The following is an 18,336-nucleotide window of genomic DNA, read 5'->3' as shown; positions in this document are numbered from 1 at the left end:
GAGGAAAATACCATGAACCCGGTAAGGATCACCCTTCGCAAAGTCGACTTTGCCGCCCATGAGCAGACGGTAGCCAGCTGCGATGAAATGACCGCATCCACCTTCCGCTATGACAGCGGCATCGAAGGTCTGCGTATCAGCAACGCCAGAGGCCATCTGGTCATTCTGCCCTTCTATGGCCAGATGATCTGGGACGCGGTATTCGACGGCGTCGACCTCACGATGAAGAACATGTTCTCGATGCCACGCCCGGCTCACGACATTGCGGGCACCTATGGCTGCTTTGCCTTCCACTCGGGCCTGTTGCGCAACGGCTGCCCGTCGCCTCAGGATTCCCACGCGCTGCACGGTGAAATGCCGGTGGCCGCGCTTGACTGTGCCGGTCTGGAATTTGGCGAAGATGCCGAAGGGCCCTACATGGCGGTCACCGGGACGGCGGAATATGTGATGGGGTTTGGCGATCACTATATCGCACATCCGAAGGTGGTCTTGCGTCCGGGCAAGAGCCTGTTCGACATGTGCATGGATGTGACGAATGTCGGCGGTGCCCCGATGGACCTCATGTATATGTGTCACGTCAATTTCGCCTATTGCGAAGGGGCAAAGATCATTCAGCCTGCACCCTTCACGCCTGACAGGACTGTCGTGCGCACCGCCGTGCCCGGTCATGTGCAGACCACCCCGGCGTATCTCTCCTTCATTGATGATCTGGCCAGGGACCCATCCGGTCTGGAAGTGCTTGACGAGCCGGATCGCTACAATCCCGAACAGGTGCTCTATATCCGCGGCGTTGGTGCGGACGGGGATGGCAATACGGCGTCGATGATGCGTCGCCGCGAAGGGGATGGATTCCATATTGCCTATAACCGGGATGATTTCCCCCAGACGGTGCGCTGGATACTGGTCAATGCAGATCAGCAGGTGGCCGCCTTTGCCCTGCCATCGACCTGCGAGCCGGAAGGCTATCTGGCCGAGAAGGCCAAGGGTCATGTCCGGCAGTTGGCAACCGGAGAGGCCGCGCGCTTCAGGGTTCGGTTGGGGTATGTAACAGCCAAGGAGGCCGAGGCGGCAGAAGCGCATATTCGGGCGCTTTGATCCGGCATCGGGTGGCAAACAGAAGCTAGTCAAGGGAAGAGAACCATGTCAGGAAAAGTCGCTGTCGTTGGCAGTAATATGGTCGATCTGATCACCTATGTAACCCGCATGCCCGGGCCCGGGGAAACGCTGGAGGCGCCGTCCTTCAGTCTCGGTTGCGGCGGCAAGGGGGCCAATCAGGCGGTGGCTGCGGCCAAGCTTGGGGCTGACGTGATGATGGTCACGCGGGTTGGCGATGACATCTTTGCCGACAACACCATCAACAATCTGGAAAAGCTTGGCGTCGATACGCGCCATGTGATCCGCGTTCCGGGCACGTCTTCCGGTGTGGCGCCGATCTTTGTCGAGGAATCCGGCGAGAACAGCATCCTGATCGTCAAGGGGGCCAACGAGTATTTGACCCCCGATGAGGTGGACAAGGCGGCGGAAGACCTCAAACAGTGTGATCTCATCGTCATGCAGCTGGAAGTGCCGTTGGAGACGATCTATCACACCATCGCCTTCGGCGCCAAACACGGCATTCCCACCTTGCTGAACCCTGCTCCGGCGCAACCCGGCCTTGATGCCTCGCGCATCACTGACGTGACCTATCTGGTGCCCAATGAAAGCGAACTGGAGCTTCTCACCGGCATGAAGGTCTTCGATGAGGACAGCGCCGAGGCGGCTGCCCGCAGTCTGATGGCCAAGGGGATCAAGACGGTCATCGTGACGCTGGGCTCGAAGGGAGCTCTACTGGTCACCAGTGAGGGCCGCAAGCATTTTGCCCCGATCTTGGTGACACCGAAGGATACGACCGGGGCTGGCGACGCCTTTATCGGCTGCTTTGCCCATTTCTACACCAGGGACAAGGATCTTGATGGGGCGCTGTCGATGGCTGTTCGCTATGCCGCCGATTCCATCACGCGTCCGGGAACGCAGAAGTCCTATGCCACGGGCAAGGAATTCGAGGCCTTCTGCGCCACCTTGAAAGAATAGAGGAAGCCACAAGCAACTTCGACTGAGCCAGTGTCTGCTCCCTGATCCTCCGATAGGCGGAAACCGGGTGTCGGATACTGGCTTTTTGTTTGGCAGGCTTGATCGCTCCCGGGCCCGTTTTCTGATTGTTAGTGCCGTTAACTCAATGACTACGTAATTATGCCATAGTGGGGTTCTGCTTTTGGATACGAGGGGGGCAGGCATCGCCATGTCTGTGAAAGAGTTTATCAAGAGATATGCTGAAGTTGCCCTGGTGCTTGCTGCAGCGGGGAGCTTCTGGATTGCCGGATCTCAGCTGGATATTTTCGAGTGGTTTCACCAGTTTTCCCGGGCACACGAGGAGTATGAGGTCGATGAGATTGTCTGGGGCATCCTCTGCTTCGGGGTCGCATCCGGCTTTTTTGCCTACCGCTATCAGGAGAAGCAGCGCCGGGAGATCGAGCGCCGCATTCAGGCGGAGGACGATCTTGAGTGGCTATCCAAACACGACAGTTTGACGCGTTTGCCCAATAGGCGCTTTCTGCAGAAGGTGCTCGATTCAAAACCCTGTGATGACTTTATCGAGAAACACGATCGGTTCGGCGTCCTCGCCTTCGACCTCAACGGTTTCAAGAAGGCCAATGACCTTCTTGGCCACAAGGCAGGCGATGCCATTCTCAAGCAGATTTCCCGGCGGATCCAGTCGGCTGACGGGGTGAAACTGGCGTTCCGCCTTGGTGGTGACGAGTTTCTTGCCTTTGTCGATTTTCCCAAGCATACCGACCCGGTAGAGTTTGCGTCTGGTATTGCCAAGGTGCTCACACGTCCGATCAATGTTGACGGGTCCATGCAGTTTGTTGGAGTGAGTGTCGGTCTGTGTCTTCTCAATGAGGATGCAGACAATCTGACCGATGCCATTCATTTCGCCGATCTGGCAATGTATCACGCAAAGCGGTCGCGTACCGTTCAGGTCGTTCACTATGAGCCGGGCATGTTGATCACCAACATCGCACGAGCGAAGCTGGAAAAGGATCTCGTCAGAGCGATCTCTGCCAAAGAAATCAAACCTTATTACCAACCGCTGATCGATCTGGATACCGGGGAGATCAGTGGCTTTGAGGCTCTTGCCCGGTGGTACAGAAAGGGGCACGGATTTGTGTCGCCACTGGAGTTCATCGCGGTTGCCGAGGAAGTTGGCCTGATTACGGAGCTGTCCGACCATTTGCTGCGGACTGCCTGTCTCGATGCCAAGAAATGGCCGGATCATGTTGCCCTGTCCTTCAACATCTCACCGCTGCAACTGGCCGACCCGCAGCTTGGCCTGCGGATCCTCAAGCTGCTCAACGAAGTTGACTTTCCGGCCAGACGTCTAGAGCTGGAGATTACGGAATCTGCGCTGATCAATGAGCTGGATACGGCAACCGGGACCATCCAGCAGATGCATCAGCTCGGCATCCGGATTTCGCTTGATGATTTTGGCACCGGCTACTCGAACCTTTCGCAGCTGTCGCAGCTTGAGTTCAACAAGATCAAGATTGATCGCAGCTTTATCGACAGCTTCCAGCGCGATGACAAGCGGATGACGATTGTCAAAAGCATGCTGGCGCTTGGGTCATCGCTGGGGATGGAGATGACGGCAGAAGGCGTGGAAACCAGTGCCCAGCTCGACAAGCTGAAGGAGTTGGGGTGCAACCGCGGCCAGGGCTTCTATCTGGGAACACCTGCGAATAGTGATGAAACGCTCCGGCTGCTCCAGTCCCACTCGACCCAGCATGTCAAGAACGTCGGCTAGAGCTCAGGAAAGTCTGCTTGCCATGCCATGACACTGCACTTTTCCCGGCGCGGGCGGTGCTGGCCTTGCCTGTGTCCGTATTGTCTGGTGCAAACGTCTTTTGCCGCAACAATTTGGTGGCATGCGGGCGGCCTCTTGCCTAGTATCGCCGTGGTATGCGCCATCACCGCTGTTGACGGTGCTGTGGCTTGATGTCGGCACAAGGGGAGATCCGATGAACCAGATGACCAGAACGACCATCACGCTGGATGCTGAACTGACTGAAGCGCTCGATAGCTATATCGCCCGCTCCGGGGCATCGAACCGGTCAGAGGCCATTCGCGATCTGGTGCGCCGCGGGCTCAACAGCATGCCTGCCGAAAAGCCGTCAGCATCCTGCATCGGTGTCGTCTCCTGCACCGTCGACCAGACCATCATCGGCCTTGAAAAGAAAATCAGGGCTGGTCGGCAGGATCGTCATGAGCAGGTTCTCTTCTCCACCAGCATTCCCATAGACCATGACCAGAGCTTTGATGTCTCGGTGCTGCTGGCAACGGTCGAGCAGGTCAATGACTACGCCCAGACGCTGTTTCTGGAGCGGGGAATCAAGCACGGGTCGACCTCGCTGGCGCCGGTCGAGAAGAATATCCAGAGCCATTCCCACGCCAATGAAAGTGCCAAGGACCACGTGCATCTGAAGGTCAGAGAGAGCTTTTAGGGCATTTCTCCACAATCAGACTCCGGTTTTTAGCGGTTTGGCGGTTTTCTGCCGCTACTGGCCGTTTCAGACTTTTGTGTACAATACAAGTATGATATTTTCATTGAAAAATCATACTTCGGAGTCCGAGATGCTGCGTTCCCTGCTGCTTGCCTCAAGCCTTGCCACCCTTTTGTGTGTTTCCCCGGTGGTTGCTGCGCCGCCGCTGGTGTTGGCGGTCGGGGGCGAGCCAGAGGCCGGATTTGATCCGATCATGGGCTGGGGGCGCTATGGCAATCCGCTGTTTCAGGCAACCCTGCTCAAGCTTGATGCCAATCTCGAGATGGTCGGGGATCTGGCGACAAGCTGGACCCTGTCCGAGGATCGCCTGACCTGGACCATTTCCTTGCGCCAGGACGCAAAATTCTCCGATGGATCGCAGTTGACGGCTGAAGATGTCGCTTTCACCTTCAACACTGCCCGCGATGCAGGTGGCCTCACCGACATGACCATCCTCAAGGAAGCGCGGGCTGTCGGACCCTACAAGGTTGAACTGGAACTCAAGAAGCCGCAGATCACCTTCACCTCGCATCTTGTGGCCCTGGGGATCGTTCCCAAGGACCATTATGGCGCTAACTATTCCCGCCACCCGATGGGCGCTGGGCCGTTCAAGCTGGTGGAATGGCGGGAAGGCGAGCAGCTGATTGTCGAGCCGAACCCTTATTGGCACGGTGGCACCATTCCCTTCCCGCGCGTGACTTTCATCTTCGGGGACGAGGCCGTGGCGCTCAATCTGGCACGGTCGGGCGCGGCGCAACTGGTTGCCGTGCCGCCGACCGATGCGGACATGGTGCCCGCTGGCATGCATGTGACCCATGTCCAGACCGTTGACAATCGTGGCGTGATGTTCCCTACAGAGCCCGCAGGCGGCACAACGGACACCGGTGCCCCGATCGGCAATGACGTGACGGCAGACCGGGCCATCCGAGTTGCCATCAATCAGGGGCTGGATCGGGAGGCGCTGGTGGCGCTGGCGCTCAATGGCCACGGCACGCCGGCCTATGGTCCGGTCGACGGGTTGCCTTGGGACAATCCCGATGCCCATGTGGCGGGGCATGATGTTGCTGCCGCAAGGGCGACGCTGGAAGCTGCTGGCTGGCAGGATGAAGACGGCGACGGGGTGCGTGAGAAGAACGGAGTGGAAGCGCGGTTCCCGCTGGTCTATCCCTCGTCTGATTCCCTGCGGCAGGCACTGGCGCTCGGCTTTGCCGAACAGCTGCGGGCGCTTGGGATCATTGCCGAACCGGTCGGTGCCAGCTGGGATGCTCTTGCCCGACAAATGCACTCCAGCGCTGTTGTCTTTGGCTGGGGTGCGCATGATCCGTCCGAGATCTATGCCCTCTATCACGGCTCTTTTGCCGGGGTTGACTGGTATAACCCCGGCTTCTATCGCAATCCGGTTGTCGATGCCCATCTCGATGCGGCGCAAGGCTCCGCTGATTTTACCTCCTCCTTGCAGGAGTGGAAGGCCGCCCAGTGGGATGGCACCACCGGCTTCGGGGCAAAGGGGGATGCGGCATGGGCGTGGATGGTCAATATCGCCCATTCCTACTGGATCAGTGACTGCCTCGACATCGGCCCGTTGCAGATCGAGCCGCATGGCCATGGCTATCCCATCACACAGGGGTTGGCCTCCTGGAAATGGACCTGCCAATGAAATGGTCGAGCTGGCTGATCCGGTTTTTTCTTGAGAGGATGCAGCGCCTGCTGTGGCTGGTGCCATTGGCGATGGTGGGGCTGTTCACGCTCATCCGGATCGCGCCGGTTGATCCTGTGCAGGCCTATGTGGGTGCGCGCGTGGCTCTTGTCGGACCCGAGCAACGGCAGGCGATTGCAACGGCCTGGGGGCTCAATGATCCCATTCCCGAGCAGTTTCTGCGCTGGCTGGGGCATCTGCTCCGTGGCGATCTGGGCGACAGCATGCTGTTCAACGCGTCGGTGAGCGAAGTGATCATGGCACGCTGGCCTGCCTCCCTTTCGCTGATCGGGGCCGCCTTTATGCTGGCCTTTGTCGTGGGTACTTCGCTGGGGCTTATTGCCGCAGCCTACAAGGGGCGCTGGCCAGACCGGATCATCCGGGCCTTTGCCATCACCCTTGCGGTCAGTCCGGGTTTCTGGCTGGCGTTGCTCTTCATTGCCCTGTTTGCGGTCTCCCTTGGCTGGTTGCCAGCCTGCTGTTCCGCGCCTCCCGGCCTTACCCTTGGCGAGGTAACGTGGGGCGAGCGGCTGCGGCATCTCATCCTGCCAGCGGCAACGGTGTCGATTGTCGGCATCGCGCCGCTGATCATGCATACACGGGCGCGGGCCGGGGGCTTTCTGGAAGGGGCGGCCGCGCGGCATCTCAAGGCCCATGGGGCGCGGGATTTGCCGCTGCTGCTCGGGCCGGGTTTGCGCCACGCTCTTGGTCCGGCGCTGACAGTGCATCTGGCCGGTGCCGGTGAACTGATCGGCGGGTCGGTGCTGGCAGAAAGCATTTTTTCATGGCCCGGGCTGGGCGAGGCAACCGTTCGCGCCGCCAAAGGCGGCGATGCACCGCTGCTGATGGGCGTTGCCCTTGCAACGCTGGCGATGGTTTTCATCGGTAACCTTTTGGCCGATCTGGCCGCTCACCTGCTGGATCCACGGTTGCGCAACAGGCCACTGGGCGAGGCCCGGCGGCGGCGTTGGGGGCTCTCGCATGAGAGCGGGTCAGCAAACATGACCGGAGGGCAGCCATGACCGATCTGGCGCAGGACGTTGCTCTGGCTGAAGAGCCGTCCTTCCCCTCCGAACCCGTCCGGCGGTCGCGCCTGTCGGTGCGGCGGCGAGCCATGCTGAGTGGTGCTGTTGCCCTGACGCTGGTGCTTGGGGTGTTGATCGTTGCGGCCTTCATCCCTGCCGATACGCTGCGCGTGAACCCGGCAACCCGTATGCTTGCGCCTTCGCTGGAGCATCTGTTCGGCACCGATCTGCTTGGACGGGACATGTTGCTGCGTACCACGCTGGCGCTTGGCCAATCGGTGGGGATCGGGCTGTTCGCGGCGGTGGTGTCGACTGCGTTGTCGGTGATGCTGGGTCTTGTTGCCAGCGTCAACCGGGTGGCTGACCGCATCGTCGGGGTGGCGACCGAGCTGTTTCTGGGCCTTCCTCATTTTGTGCTGCTGATGCTGGTGGCCTATGCTGCCGGAGGCGGCGTGCGCGGGGTGATCCTTGCGGTCGGGCTGACCCATTGGCCGCGCCTTGCCCGGGTGTTGCGCCACGAAGCGCAAAGGGTGATGGCGTCGGACTATGTTGCCGTCTCCCGCGGGCTTGGACGGTCTCCCTTGTGGGTGGCACGGCGCCATTTGCTGCCCCATCTCATTCCGCAGATTGTCGCCGGGTTTGTGTTGATCTTTCCTCATGCGATCTTGCACGAGGCCGGGCTGTCGTTCCTCGGGCTGGGTGTGCCGCCGCATCTGCCATCAATCGGGGTGATCCTGTCGGAATCCCTGCGGGCGCTCGGATCCGGGCTGTGGTGGCTTGCCTTCTTCCCCGGTCTGGGACTGCTGCTGGTTGCGTTGTCTTTCGAGGTTTTCGGTGAATCCCTGCGTCGGGCGACCGATCCGGATGAGGGAGTGGCCTGATGCTCAAGGTCAACAAGCTGACGGTCCGCTTTCGCCAGCATGATGGCTCTCGGCTGGTGCCCATCGAGGACGTCTCCTTCACGCTCGGGCGCGGGGAGCTGGTCGGGCTGGTGGGTGGTTCCGGGGCGGGAAAAAGCCTCATTGCCGAAGCGCTGATCGGCACTCTGCCACGCAACGCGGAAGTGTCGGGAGCGGTTTCCCTGAATGGTTCGGCGCCGCAAAAAGGGGCAATCGCGCTGGCCCCCCAAGGGCGGGACGCGCTCGATCCGCTCGCGCCTTCCGGTCGACAGGTGGCCCGCTTTGCCCGGCTTGCCCGTGTGTCCTGCGATGTGCCGCAGTTGTTTGCCGATCTCGGCCTTCCGCCCTCCACCGTCAAGCTCTGGCCGCATGAACTCTCCGGCGGGATGGCCAAGCGCGTGCTGGTGGCAACGGCGCTGGCGACCGGTGCGGACTATCTCATCGCTGACGAACCGACGGTCGGGCTTGATGGTGCCAGCGCCGACCGGATCATGGCGCTGCTGGCCGATCTTGCCGTAAGTGGCCGTGCCGTTCTGGTGATCAGCCACGATCTGGTGCGGTTGGCCAGAGTGGCGTGCCGCATGGTGATCCTAGAAGAGGGCAGGCAGGTGGAGGTGGCCGATGCCGCCGCCTTTGCTGAAGATCGGTTGGTTCATCCCTTCTCCCGGGCGCTCTGGCAGGCTCAGACTTGGGAACATTTCGCATCGGAGGAGGAGGCATGCTGAGTGCTGAAGGGCTGGTGTACGGATTTGGCGCAACACCCGTGCTCGACCATGTTGCTCTCACCGTGAAACCGGAGGACCGGGTTGGCATTGCCGGGCCGTCCGGCGTTGGCAAGACGACGCTCGGGCGCATTCTGGCCGGTCTGATTGCCCCTCATGCCGGGACGGTTCGCTGGGATGGCAAACCACTGAGCGATTACCAAGGCGCGTCGCCGGTGCAGCTTGCGCCGCAGTCGCCGGAGCTGGCGGTTGATCCGCGCTGGACGATTGCCGAGGTTCTGGACAATGGCGGGGGCGTGGATGGTGCGGTTCTGGCTGCGCTTGGCATCCAGCCCGCTTGGGGGAGGCGGCGCAGCCGTGAGCTGTCTGGTGGCGAGCTGGCGCGGGTTTCCCTTGCCCGACTGTTGCTGCCGACGACCCGGGTTCTCATCTGCGACGAGATCACTGCACAATTGGATGCGCTGGCCGCACGGCAGATCTGGTCAGCGCTGTTGCCGCTGGTTGCCGAGCGCGATATCGCCCTTATCGTCATCAGTCACGAGGACCGGCTGCGCTCGGCTGTTTGCACGCAGGAGTTCACCCTGAGTGGCGGAAGGCTGGAAGGCTGACCCGCCGTCCCGCAGGTCAGGTTCAGTCGGCATCCTTTTCAAGGGATGCCAGTTCGCCCAGCGTGATGGGCTTGAGCGGAGATCTGATCTTGAAGTAGCCAACCTCCGCGATCGGTTTTCCGGTTTCCTCGGCAAAGAGGGCCGAAACGGTGAGGCCGCAGCCACGTCCCTGACAGGGGCCCATGCCTGCCCGCAGGAAGGCCTTGAGCTGGTTCGGACCCTGACAGCCAAGGGCAGCGGCCTTGCGGATGTCGCCTGCAGTCACTTCCTCGCAGCGGCAGACGATGGTCTCATCGCGTGGCGACAGGGCCTCGCGGAACGGCGGATAGGCCCGGTCAAGGAAGGGGCGGGCAGCGCATTCGCTCGATAGCTCTGCGTTTATCGGGGCTGCTTTGGCTGCAAGCTCGGCATCGGTAAGTTTGCCCAGCTCGTTGGCGATCTTGAGGGCCGAGAGCCTGCCGCAGAGGGCGGCAGCCTTGGCGCCGCCGATGCCTGCGCCATCACCGGCGATGAAGATGCCTGCCTCGGAGCTCTTGCCCCACAGGTCGAGTTTCGGGCTGAAACAGGCCTGTTGGCCATTCCAGTCATGGTCCAGCTGCAGAGCGCGACTGATCTGGACGTTCGGCACGACGCCGTGATGCAACAGAGCTGTGTCGCAGGCGATTATCTGGCGTTTGCCGCCGGTATCAAAACTGACGCCGGTGACGGCCTCTTCGCCCTCGATGCTGATGTTGCGTGCGCCGGTGTAGCGCTTGACACCGCCGAGCTTCAGAGCCGCGAGTAGCTTGCTGCCCTTGAGCAGATAGCGCCAGCCGCGCAGGGCACCGCCGACATGCTTCATGGCAGCCATCAGGTCGCCTGTAGTCTGGGTTTCGATGATCGCCAGCGGCGGGGTGTTGGCTTTCAGCATCTGGCTGGCCAGCACATAGAGCAGCGGACCACAGCCGACGAGCACCGCCCTGTTGGGGATGAGCCCGGATTGCTTGAGCAGGATCTGTCCCGCCCCGACAGTCATCACCCCGGGCAGGGTCCAGCCCGGCAGGGGCATCGGGCGTTCGATGGCGCCAGTGGCGATCAGGATGCGGCTTGCCTTGACCTGGTGCGACTGGTCATCAATGGAATAGGTGATGGTGCCATCCGTTTCCACCTGCCAGACTACCGCTCCGGCGATATGGCTGATGAGCGGATTGGCAACGGCCCTTGCCAGCGGCAGGCCATCGAGATAGTCCTGCCCGAGCATCGCGCCTCGCAACGGGGCCACGCGCTGGACATCGCGATAGATCTGGCCGCCGACGGTCGGCTGCTCGTCGATGAGGATGGTGGCAATGCCCGCATTGGCCGCCTCGCTGGCGGCCGCCATGCCGGCTGGCCCGGCGCCGATGATGGCAAGGTCTGTCTCACGCATGATCGTCCTCCCGGAGTGCGGCTGCGGGTATCGCCGGTTTGCTGACCTGCATGTTGGCGGAAACCTGTGTCTGGCAGGCCTGACGGGTGACGCCGTCGATCTCAACGAGACAGTCGTAGCAGACGCCCATCATGCAGAAGGGGCCGCGCGGTGCACCGGAGGCGGGGGTGTTGCGGAAGACGGAGACCCCGGCTGCCAGCAAGCTGGCTGCGAGATTGGCCCCTTCGGGCAGCATGTAGTCCTTGCTGTCAAACTGCACGGGAACGAGGGCCGCCTGTTCTGCGGCCTCGCCAATGGTGTTAAAGCCTGAAGCGGTCTTCACTGAACTTCTCCAAATTTGGTGCATCGTCTTTCTGGTCGAACCAGCCAGGCAGCCGTTTGCCATGGACGGCAGCAAGGGTGATGCCGCTGTGGCAGGTCACCAGATAGGCGCCCGGCATGGTCGGGCTTTGCTGATAGATGGGCAGGCCGTCTCTCGACATGATCCGGAGGGCGCCCCAGCTTCTGACCAGTTTGGTTTTGGCAAGGAAGGGGTGGGTCCGAATTGCCTCGGCGGCCAGAGAGGCGAGGCCGCGGGTGGTCGTGTTGTTCTGGAAGCCGACCCGCTCGTTGGTGGCACCGATCTGGATGCCGCCTTCATCGACCTGTCGAGCGGTCACCGAAGGGCGGTTGAGCATCGGCGGCAGCTTCTCGGTGATCAGCACCTGACCTCTCTCCGGCTCCAGCGGGGTGACGAAGCCCATAGAGGGGCCGAGAGCCAACGCACCCAGTCCGGCAGACAGGATGACCCGTTCGGAGTGGAAGGTTTCGCCGTTGGCGCAGGTCAGGGTGAAATGATCGGTCTTGCTGACGGTCACCACCTGATGGTTGGGCAGGTAGGTGCCGCCCATGCGCTGGACGTCCTTATGCAGGGCATGAAGGAGTTTCAGCGGATTGAGATGGCCGTCTTCGTGATGCAGGATCGCCGCCTGAACTTCTGGCCCAACGGTCGGCTCTTCCTTGCGCAGGGCGTCGCCGCGCAGCACCTCGAAGGGATAATCGGCGCCAAGGTCCTGTTTCAGCTTCTCATAGGTAGCAAGGGTGCGGGCAAGGCTTTCCTCGGAGAAATGGTAATCGAAGCCGCCATTCTGCTGCAAGCCGAGCGGGATGCCTGTCGTCTCGGTCAGTTCCTCAACGAAGTCGGCAAACAGCGAGGCGGACAAGCGGGTCCATCTGGCATAGTGGGGGGCCTTGGCCCCCTTGCCCTGAACCCACACAAGGCCGAAATTGCCCCTGCTGGCCCGGTAGGATCCGTCGTCACCATCCAGTATCGTCACCTCGTGGCCATGCTTGAGCAGGCCCCATGCCAGTGACATACCAACCACACCGCCGCCGATGATCGTGAAATTCGTGTCCATTTTGTCTTTGTTCGTCTGAAGAAAGAGGGAGAGCTGCCGTTGTCCGGCGATGTGATCTCGTCTGACAGGCTGAGTGTCTGCATATCCTATTCCGGAGCCTTGTCAAGGATGGATGCCGTATATTGTGGCGTCGACGGGGTGCTGCACAAAAATTGCTCAGGATAGTGGACGCGCAGGCACCTTCGGATGGGTGCTGCGTTCACTGGCTTGTTGACTGTGCTGCAAGAAGTCTTTGCCTTGTGGTCGTTTTCGTGGAAAGTGACATACCACAAAAAGAAAATCACCAAGAGGTAAAGCATGTTTGACAAATTGCAGGAGCAGCCGCAGGTCGGTCTGCTGGGTCTTCTCATCGCCTTTCAGGCAGATCCGCGCCCCAACAAGATCGATCTGGGTGTTGGCCTTTATCGCGATGCGACGGGCAAGACGCCTGTCATGCGGGCAGTCAAGGCTGCCGAGAAATATCTGCAGGAACATCAGGACAGCAAGAGCTACATCGGCCGGGAAGGCGATCTTGCGTTCGTCAATCTGCTCAAGCCGATCATTTTCGGGGAGGGAAGCGATCTCATCGATTGCACGGTGGGTCTGCAGACCCCAGGCGGATGCGGCGCCATCAGGCTCGGTGCCGATGTGATTGCCACCGCCAGCCCTGAGGCGCGGATCTGGACCGGAACACCGGGCTGGCCAAGCCACAACCTGTTTTTCGAGGCTTCCAGCCAGCAGATCGTCGAGTATCCATTCTTTGATCTGGTTGAACAGAAAATCCTGTTCGACAACGTGCTCAAGGCCCTCAACGCTGCTAGCGAAGGTGATGTTGTCCTGCTGCACGGCTGCTGCCACAACCCGACCGGACAGGATTTCTCCACCGAGCAGTGGCAGGAGATCACAGACCTGCTGGTTCGGCGCAAGCTGGTGCCGTTTCTTGATCTAGCCTATCAGGGGCTGGGCGGTGGGCTTGAGAAGGACGCCCAGGCCCTGCGGCTGGTTCTTGGGGCGGTCGATGAGGCGATCATTTCCTATTCCTGCGACAAGAACTTCGGCCTCTACCGTGATCGTGTCGGGGTCCTGTTCCTGATGAGCCGCAATCCGCGCGATCTCAAGGCCGCGGGCAGCACGGCGGGGGCCTGTGCTGCGCCCAGCTGGGGCATGCCGCCGGATCATGGTGCCGCTGTCGTGCGGACGGTGCTGCAGAGTGAGGAACTGACGGCCATCTGGAAGGCCGAGCTTGAGGAAATGTGCGCCCGCGTGAATGGCAACCGCGCCGCGCTTGCCGATGCTCACCCTGATCTCGGCTTCATCAGGCAACAGGGAGGTCTGTTCTCCACCCTCAACATGACGCAGCAGACGGCCAAGCGCATCCGGGAAGCCTATGGCATCTACTTTGCCGATTCCGGTCGGATGAATCTGGCAGGCATGCAGCCACGCGATGTTCAGCCGATCATCAAGGCGCTTGTCGCCGAAGACGTGCTCAAGGCGGTCTGAGAACCGGAAAACGGCTGCATCACATCGCAAACCCCATTCGAAGGGTCGCAAGCCAGCAAGGATTGCGGCCTTTACTTTTGGCGCTTTTCTTCCTAGAAAATTTCAGCTTTCACTTTCAACCGGTTGGTTCGGGGGGGCGTCCCGAAGCGCTCTGCCAAAGGCAGGACCATTCCTCTGGAAGTGTGGATTTTTCAAAGCCGGGCAAAGGGTTTAAGGCCCTGTAGGATGCCTTGCGTGCAAAGGGCTGGGCAGAGTGGAATGTCGAAGAAGAAATCAGTGCATCGAGGCGTCGCCATGTCCGTTGAAGACAATGCAAAACTGCTGCATCAGCAGTTGCTGCGCGGTCAATTCCAAGCCGTTGCCGAGCAGGCCAAGGCGGTACTGAAAAGCCATCCGGATGCTTTTGTTATCTGGAACCTGCAAGGGCTTGCCTACCTTCGGCTTGGCAGGTTCGATCTGGCGAGGAAGGCGTTCATCAAGACCAACCAGATCAATCCCGACTACCCGTTCAGCTACAACAATCTTGGCATTGTTCTGCTCAATTCCGGCAAGCCAGAGGAGGCGCAAAAGGCGTTCGCCACTGCTGTTTCCCTGAAGCCGGACTATATCGAGGCCCATCTCAACAATGGTATCGTTCTGCAGGCAACGGGGCGGCTGGACGCTGCCATCCAGTCCTATGAAGCGGCTCTGGCTCTGAAGCCGGATCTGGCGCAGGCCCACAACAACATGGGGAATGCCTTGAGGCAGATGGGCCGGGTGAAGGAAGCCGAGGAGTCCTACAGGCGGGCCATCTCCCTGAAGCCGGATTTTGCCGAAAGCCTTTATAATCTGGGGCGGGCGTTGCAGGATCAGGGCAAATACAGCGAGGCCCTTGGCGTCCTTGAAAAGGCATTGTCCGTTCGGCCCGACCTTCCCGAAGCCCATAATGATATCGGCACCATCCTGTGCGAGCAGCAGGACTTTGCCGGGTCCATCAAGGCCTTTCAAAAGGCCATTGCACTGAGGCCGGATTTCTTTGTGGCGCATAACAATCTTGGCAATGTTCTGTTCGAGAATGGCGAGTTTGAAGCGGCGGTTAGCGCTTGTCAGAAAGCCCTTGCCATCAATCCCGACTATGCGATGGCCTACAGCAATCTGGGCATTATCCATGAAACCTGCGGCCGGCTGGACGAGGCGCGGGCTGCCTTCAGGAAGGCCCTTGCGATCAAGCCCGATTTTGCCAAAGTGCACCGGGATCTTAGCCGGATTTTCAAATATGCCCCGAATGATCCCCAGGGCGCGGTAATCGAGGGGCTGTTGCAGGGCGAAGGGCGCTCAAATGAAGACAGCTGCTTTCTCCATTACGCATTGGCCAAGATCTGCGAGGACTGTGGCGACTTCAAAGGGGCTCTGGAGCATTATGACGCCGGTGGGGCCTTGCGGCAGGAATTGTTCGGCTACAGGTTCGAGCAGGACGAGGCGCTGTTTGCAGGCATCAGGGCGGCAGCGCCCGGTTTGCGTCAGATGGCCTTGCAGCCTGACGCGGGGACGAGCGGTGTTACGCCCGTTTTCATTCTTGGCATGCCGCGGTCGGGTACGACACTGGTGGAGCAGATCCTTTCCAGCCATTCACTGGTGACCGGCGCCGACGAGCTGTTGGAGGTAAGTCAGCTTGGTGGTCGCATCAGTGCGGGCAAGGAGCCTGTGACAGAAGAGGCTCTGCGCGCGTTCAGAGAGGGATATCTCAACGCCATTGCCAAACTTGCCGAAGGCAACCTCTATGTAACCGACAAGATGCCGCAGAATTTCCTGCATATTGGCCTGATCTGTGCTTCGCTTCCCGAAGCCAGAATCATCCACGTCAAGAGAAATGCTTCTGCCACCTGCTGGTCCAATTTCAAGACCTTTTTCCTCTCCAATGCGCTTGGCTACAGCTACAGCCTTGACACGGTTGTCCGCTATTACAAGCTCTATGAAGCCCTTATGGACTTCTGGCAGGAGAGCTTTGGCGAGCGGATTCTCGATCTCGATTATGAGGCGCTGACTATCGATCCTGAAGCGGCAACGCGAGCTCTGGTCGCGTATGTAGGGTTGGATTGGGAAAGTGCCTGCCTGTCTCCGCATCTCAACCGCCGGGTTGCCCGAACCGCATCCAACCAGCAGGTTCGGAAAGAGATCTACAAGGGAAGTTCCGAGGAATGGCGCAAGTTCGAGCCGTTTCTCGGTGGTGTCTTCGATGCTCTTGGAACGGATGGCTGATCGGGCAGATTAGTCGCATTCCCTGAAAGCTCTCGAACCTTTTGGTGGTTTCCTCAGTCCTCCCATGATTGCTATCTTCTCCCGATCTGGCTGACGGAGTCGCATTGTGTCCGGCTTTTGGGTGCTGGCCCCATGCGTTGGCTCTGCAAGGCTTTTCGGTCCTTTCATCTTGCAACGTCTCCGGGCTGTCGGTGGCACATGCTGGTTTGGTGGTAGGTTGAATTTGGCGCTAAATACATTGGATGTATTTTGCAAATATCGGTGACTTATCGCCAATAATATTGACAAATTGAGTTTTCTGTACATATTCATAGGATGACTGATGGGTGCCATGCGCTTGCCTGTTCAGTGCGGGAGTGAGCTGTTGTCCTGAATGGCCGTCATTGCGGCTGCAGGTGAATGCATGCCCCCTGTTCTGAAGCTGGGTGAAACGCGGCGCGAAGCACCGGATAAAGGACTTGAGAAAGGGCAAGGACAGAATGACTAAACGTCCACCGATCGTTTTGAACCCAACCGACACGATAGCGATCCTGCCGCACGGGGCAAAGAAGGGTGAAGACCCGCTAGAGCTTGGCGTGGCTCTCGAAGCCAACATCATGCCCGGCCACAAGATTGCGCGCAAGGCGCACGAGCAGGGTGAGGCGATCATCAAGTTCGGTCAGATCATCGGACGTGCGACGCAGCCCATCGCTGCTGGTGACCATGTGCATTCGCACAACTGCGCCTTTTCCGACCATGGCCAGAACTACGAGATCGGCTGCGACTATGAAGCCGCTCTGGCTGCCGTGCCGAAGCTGGAAGCCCGCACTTTCATGGGCTACAAGCGCGCCAACGGCACCTTTGGTACCCGTAACTATGTCGGGCTTTGCTCGACAGTGAACTGCTCATCGACCGTGGTTCATCGCGCGGCCCAGGAGCTGGAAATCGAAGGCGCCTTCGATGCCTACGAGAATGTTGACGGCGTTGCCATCTTTACCCATTCCTCCGGTTGCGGCATGAACAACAAGGGCCTTGGATTCGAGATCCTCGACAAGGTGCTCTGGGGCCATGCCACCCACCCGAATGTTGGTGCTGCCGTGTTCATCGGTCTTGGCTGCGAAGTGATGCAGATCGCCAAGATGCGCGAGAATTATGATGACCCGAGCCAGAGTCTGATGGACCGCTTCTATAGCATGACCATTCAGGAAGAGGGCGGCACCCGCAAGACCATCGACGCCATCAAGGCCAAGGTGCGCGAACTGTTGCCCGAGCTCAACAAGGCCCAACGCGAGCCGATCCCGGCTTCCGAGCTGAAGATTGCCTTGCAGTGCGGTGCATCGGACGGTTTCTCCGGCATCACCGCCAACCCGGCGCTTGGCGTTGCCTCCGACCTGCTGGTTGGGCTTGGTGCGACGTCCATCCTGTCGGAAACCTCCGAGATCTACGGGGCTGAACAGCTGCTGCTGCGTCGTGCCGCCAGCAAGGAAGTTGGCGACAAGCTGGTATCCCAGATCCGCTGGTGGGAAGACTATGTGGCCATGCACAAGGGCAGCCTCGACAACAACCCCAGCCCGGGCAACAAGGCCGGTGGTCTGACGACCATTCTGGAGAAGTCCCTCGGCGCAACCGCAAAGTCCGGCTCGGCTCCTCTGACGGCTGTCTATGACTACGCAGAACGGGTGACCGAGCATGGCTTCGTCTTCATGGACACGCCGGGCTATGATCCGGTTTGCGGTACCGGGCAGATTGCCGGCGGTGCTCACATGATTATCTTCACCACCGGTCGCGGCTCTGCTTATGGCTCCAAGCCGGCTCCGACCATCAAGGTGGCTTCGAACGACACGCTGTTTGAAAACATGCCGGACGACATGGACATCAACTGCGGTGACATCCTGTCGGCAGGCGTCAGCCTTGAAGACAAGGGTGCTGAAATCCTCGAGCTCATCCTGAAGGTTGCCTCTGGCGAGAAGACCAAGTCGGAAGAGCTGGGGCTTGGCAACAACGAGTTCATTCCATGGCACATCGGTGCGGTGATGTAATCATCGCGCTTGCTGGGTCTGATCTGTCGGTGCGGTGAGTGATCTCCGCGCCATCAGACCCGGATTATGCGACGCGGGCTCCAAGTGCCGCGCCTTCCGGCTTCCGGAAAGATTATCAAATACAGGTTTTACAAGGATAGCGATTATGCAACGCGTTAATGAGAGCAATCTTGGCGGGCGGGCCCGTCCGACCGAGCGCATCATCCAGTTTGGTGAAGGCAACTTCCTCAGGGCCTTCATGGACTGGAAGATCGACCGCATGAACGAAGACT

Annotated in this window: 15 protein-coding genes; 12 read left to right on the top strand and 3 right to left on the bottom strand. The window is 59.9% G+C overall.

Annotated elements, in window-relative coordinates:
- Positions 1-12 precede the first annotated feature (12 nt).
- The 9 genes from DSL70_RS21340 to DSL70_RS21300 all read left to right on the top strand — a co-directional run bounded on the left by DSL70_RS21340 (position 13) and on the right by DSL70_RS21300 (position 9,527).
- A complete protein-coding gene (locus tag DSL70_RS21340) occupies positions 13-1,095 on the top strand; it encodes an aldose 1-epimerase family protein (protein ID WP_119310010.1) in 1,083 nt (360 codons plus the stop codon).
- A gap of 45 nt (positions 1,096-1,140) precedes the next feature.
- Positions 1,141-2,070 carry a ribokinase gene (gene rbsK / locus DSL70_RS21335; protein WP_119310009.1) on the top strand — a complete coding sequence of 310 codons (930 nt, stop codon included), beginning with the start codon at positions 1,141-1,143 and terminating at the stop codon, positions 2,068-2,070.
- 208 nt (positions 2,071-2,278) lie between these two features.
- Positions 2,279-3,841: a putative bifunctional diguanylate cyclase/phosphodiesterase gene (locus DSL70_RS21330; RefSeq protein ID WP_119310008.1), complete on the top strand. Its 1,563-nt coding sequence runs from the start codon at positions 2,279-2,281 to the stop codon at positions 3,839-3,841.
- A gap of 214 nt (positions 3,842-4,055) precedes the next feature.
- Complete coding sequence (gene nikR, locus DSL70_RS21325; RefSeq protein WP_245418311.1) at positions 4,056-4,538, top strand: nickel-responsive transcriptional regulator NikR; 483 nt, start codon at positions 4,056-4,058, stop codon at positions 4,536-4,538.
- Positions 4,539-4,668: 130 nt separating this feature from the next.
- Entirely contained in the window at positions 4,669-6,234 is a 1,566-nt protein-coding gene (locus DSL70_RS21320; RefSeq protein ID WP_119310007.1) for an ABC transporter substrate-binding protein, read from the top strand.
- Entirely contained in the window at positions 6,231-7,295 is a 1,065-nt protein-coding gene (locus DSL70_RS21315; protein ID WP_205563506.1) for an ABC transporter permease, read from the top strand. The genes DSL70_RS21320 and DSL70_RS21315 overlap by 4 nt, the downstream gene beginning before the upstream one ends.
- Positions 7,292-8,179, top strand: coding sequence for an ABC transporter permease (locus tag DSL70_RS21310; RefSeq protein ID WP_205563504.1), 888 nt, complete (start codon positions 7,292-7,294; stop codon positions 8,177-8,179). Before DSL70_RS21315 ends, DSL70_RS21310 begins: the two co-directional genes overlap by 4 nt.
- On the top strand, positions 8,179-8,922 hold the full coding sequence (locus DSL70_RS21305; protein ID WP_119310005.1) for an ATP-binding cassette domain-containing protein: 744 nt from the start codon (positions 8,179-8,181) through the stop codon (positions 8,920-8,922). The genes DSL70_RS21310 and DSL70_RS21305 overlap by 1 nt, the downstream gene beginning before the upstream one ends.
- Positions 8,916-9,527 (top strand): ATP-binding cassette domain-containing protein, encoded by a 612-nt coding sequence (locus DSL70_RS21300; RefSeq protein ID WP_119310004.1) that lies wholly within the window; start codon positions 8,916-8,918, stop codon positions 9,525-9,527. The genes DSL70_RS21305 and DSL70_RS21300 overlap by 7 nt, the downstream gene beginning before the upstream one ends.
- 22 nt (positions 9,528-9,549) lie before the next feature.
- Here the strand turns inward: DSL70_RS21300 and DSL70_RS21295 are convergent, their stop codons facing one another.
- From DSL70_RS21295 to DSL70_RS21285, 3 genes are read right to left on the bottom strand one after another with little or no spacing between them, the layout of a single operon-like run.
- The gene (locus DSL70_RS21295; RefSeq protein WP_119310003.1) at positions 9,550-10,932 is read right to left on the bottom strand and encodes an FAD/NAD(P)-dependent oxidoreductase; all 1,383 of its coding nucleotides are present in this window, start codon (positions 10,930-10,932) and stop codon (positions 9,550-9,552) included.
- Positions 10,925-11,254 carry a (2Fe-2S)-binding protein gene (locus DSL70_RS22690; RefSeq protein WP_280955370.1) on the bottom strand — a complete coding sequence of 110 codons (330 nt, stop codon included), beginning with the start codon at positions 11,252-11,254 and terminating at the stop codon, positions 10,925-10,927. The genes DSL70_RS21295 and DSL70_RS22690 overlap by 8 nt, the downstream gene beginning before the upstream one ends.
- Positions 11,232-12,329 carry an NAD(P)/FAD-dependent oxidoreductase gene (locus tag DSL70_RS21285; protein ID WP_119310001.1) on the bottom strand — a complete coding sequence of 366 codons (1,098 nt, stop codon included), beginning with the start codon at positions 12,327-12,329 and terminating at the stop codon, positions 11,232-11,234. The genes DSL70_RS22690 and DSL70_RS21285 overlap by 23 nt, the downstream gene beginning before the upstream one ends.
- Positions 12,330-12,626: 297 nt before the next feature.
- Here DSL70_RS21285 and DSL70_RS21280 point away from each other — a divergent pair, with 297 nt between their 5' ends.
- The 3 genes from DSL70_RS21280 to DSL70_RS21270 all read left to right on the top strand — a co-directional run bounded on the left by DSL70_RS21280 (position 12,627) and on the right by DSL70_RS21270 (position 18,064).
- Positions 12,627-13,808, top strand: coding sequence for an aromatic amino acid transaminase (locus tag DSL70_RS21280; RefSeq protein ID WP_119310000.1), 1,182 nt, complete (start codon positions 12,627-12,629; stop codon positions 13,806-13,808).
- 258 nt (positions 13,809-14,066) lie between these two features.
- Entirely contained in the window at positions 14,067-16,046 is a 1,980-nt protein-coding gene (locus DSL70_RS21275; protein ID WP_162916974.1) for a tetratricopeptide repeat-containing sulfotransferase family protein, read from the top strand.
- A gap of 479 nt (positions 16,047-16,525) precedes the next feature.
- The gene (locus DSL70_RS21270; protein ID WP_119309998.1) at positions 16,526-18,064 is read left to right on the top strand and encodes a UxaA family hydrolase; all 1,539 of its coding nucleotides are present in this window, start codon (positions 16,526-16,528) and stop codon (positions 18,062-18,064) included.
- Positions 18,065-18,336 lie beyond the last annotated feature (272 nt).

Origin of the sequence: Cohaesibacter haloalkalitolerans (genome assembly GCF_003574655.1) — a bacterium.
GTDB classification, from domain to species: domain Bacteria; phylum Pseudomonadota; class Alphaproteobacteria; order Rhizobiales; family Cohaesibacteraceae; genus Cohaesibacter; species Cohaesibacter haloalkalitolerans.
Note: the sequence above shows the minus strand (reverse complement) of the source record. Positions and strands in the feature narration are given on the sequence as shown.

Coding starts and splice junctions, on each gene's coding strand:
- DSL70_RS21340 (WP_119310010.1), top strand. CDS start 13: ATGAACCCGGTAAGGATCACCCTTCGCAAAGTCGACTTTGCCGCCCAT.
- rbsK (WP_119310009.1), top strand. CDS start 1,141: ATGTCAGGAAAAGTCGCTGTCGTTGGCAGTAATATGGTCGATCTGATC.
- DSL70_RS21330 (WP_119310008.1), top strand. CDS start 2,279: ATGTCTGTGAAAGAGTTTATCAAGAGATATGCTGAAGTTGCCCTGGTG.
- nikR (WP_245418311.1), top strand. CDS start 4,056: ATGAACCAGATGACCAGAACGACCATCACGCTGGATGCTGAACTGACT.
- DSL70_RS21320 (WP_119310007.1), top strand. CDS start 4,669: ATGCTGCGTTCCCTGCTGCTTGCCTCAAGCCTTGCCACCCTTTTGTGT.
- DSL70_RS21315 (WP_205563506.1), top strand. CDS start 6,231: ATGAAATGGTCGAGCTGGCTGATCCGGTTTTTTCTTGAGAGGATGCAG.
- DSL70_RS21310 (WP_205563504.1), top strand. CDS start 7,292: ATGACCGATCTGGCGCAGGACGTTGCTCTGGCTGAAGAGCCGTCCTTC.
- DSL70_RS21305 (WP_119310005.1), top strand. CDS start 8,179: ATGCTCAAGGTCAACAAGCTGACGGTCCGCTTTCGCCAGCATGATGGC.
- DSL70_RS21300 (WP_119310004.1), top strand. CDS start 8,916: ATGCTGAGTGCTGAAGGGCTGGTGTACGGATTTGGCGCAACACCCGTG.
- DSL70_RS21295 (WP_119310003.1), bottom strand. CDS start 10,932: ATGCGTGAGACAGACCTTGCCATCATCGGCGCCGGGCCAGCCGGCATG.
- DSL70_RS21285 (WP_119310001.1), bottom strand. CDS start 12,329: ATGGACACGAATTTCACGATCATCGGCGGCGGTGTGGTTGGTATGTCA.
- DSL70_RS21280 (WP_119310000.1), top strand. CDS start 12,627: ATGTTTGACAAATTGCAGGAGCAGCCGCAGGTCGGTCTGCTGGGTCTT.
- DSL70_RS21275 (WP_162916974.1), top strand. CDS start 14,067: ATGTCGAAGAAGAAATCAGTGCATCGAGGCGTCGCCATGTCCGTTGAA.
- DSL70_RS21270 (WP_119309998.1), top strand. CDS start 16,526: ATGACTAAACGTCCACCGATCGTTTTGAACCCAACCGACACGATAGCG.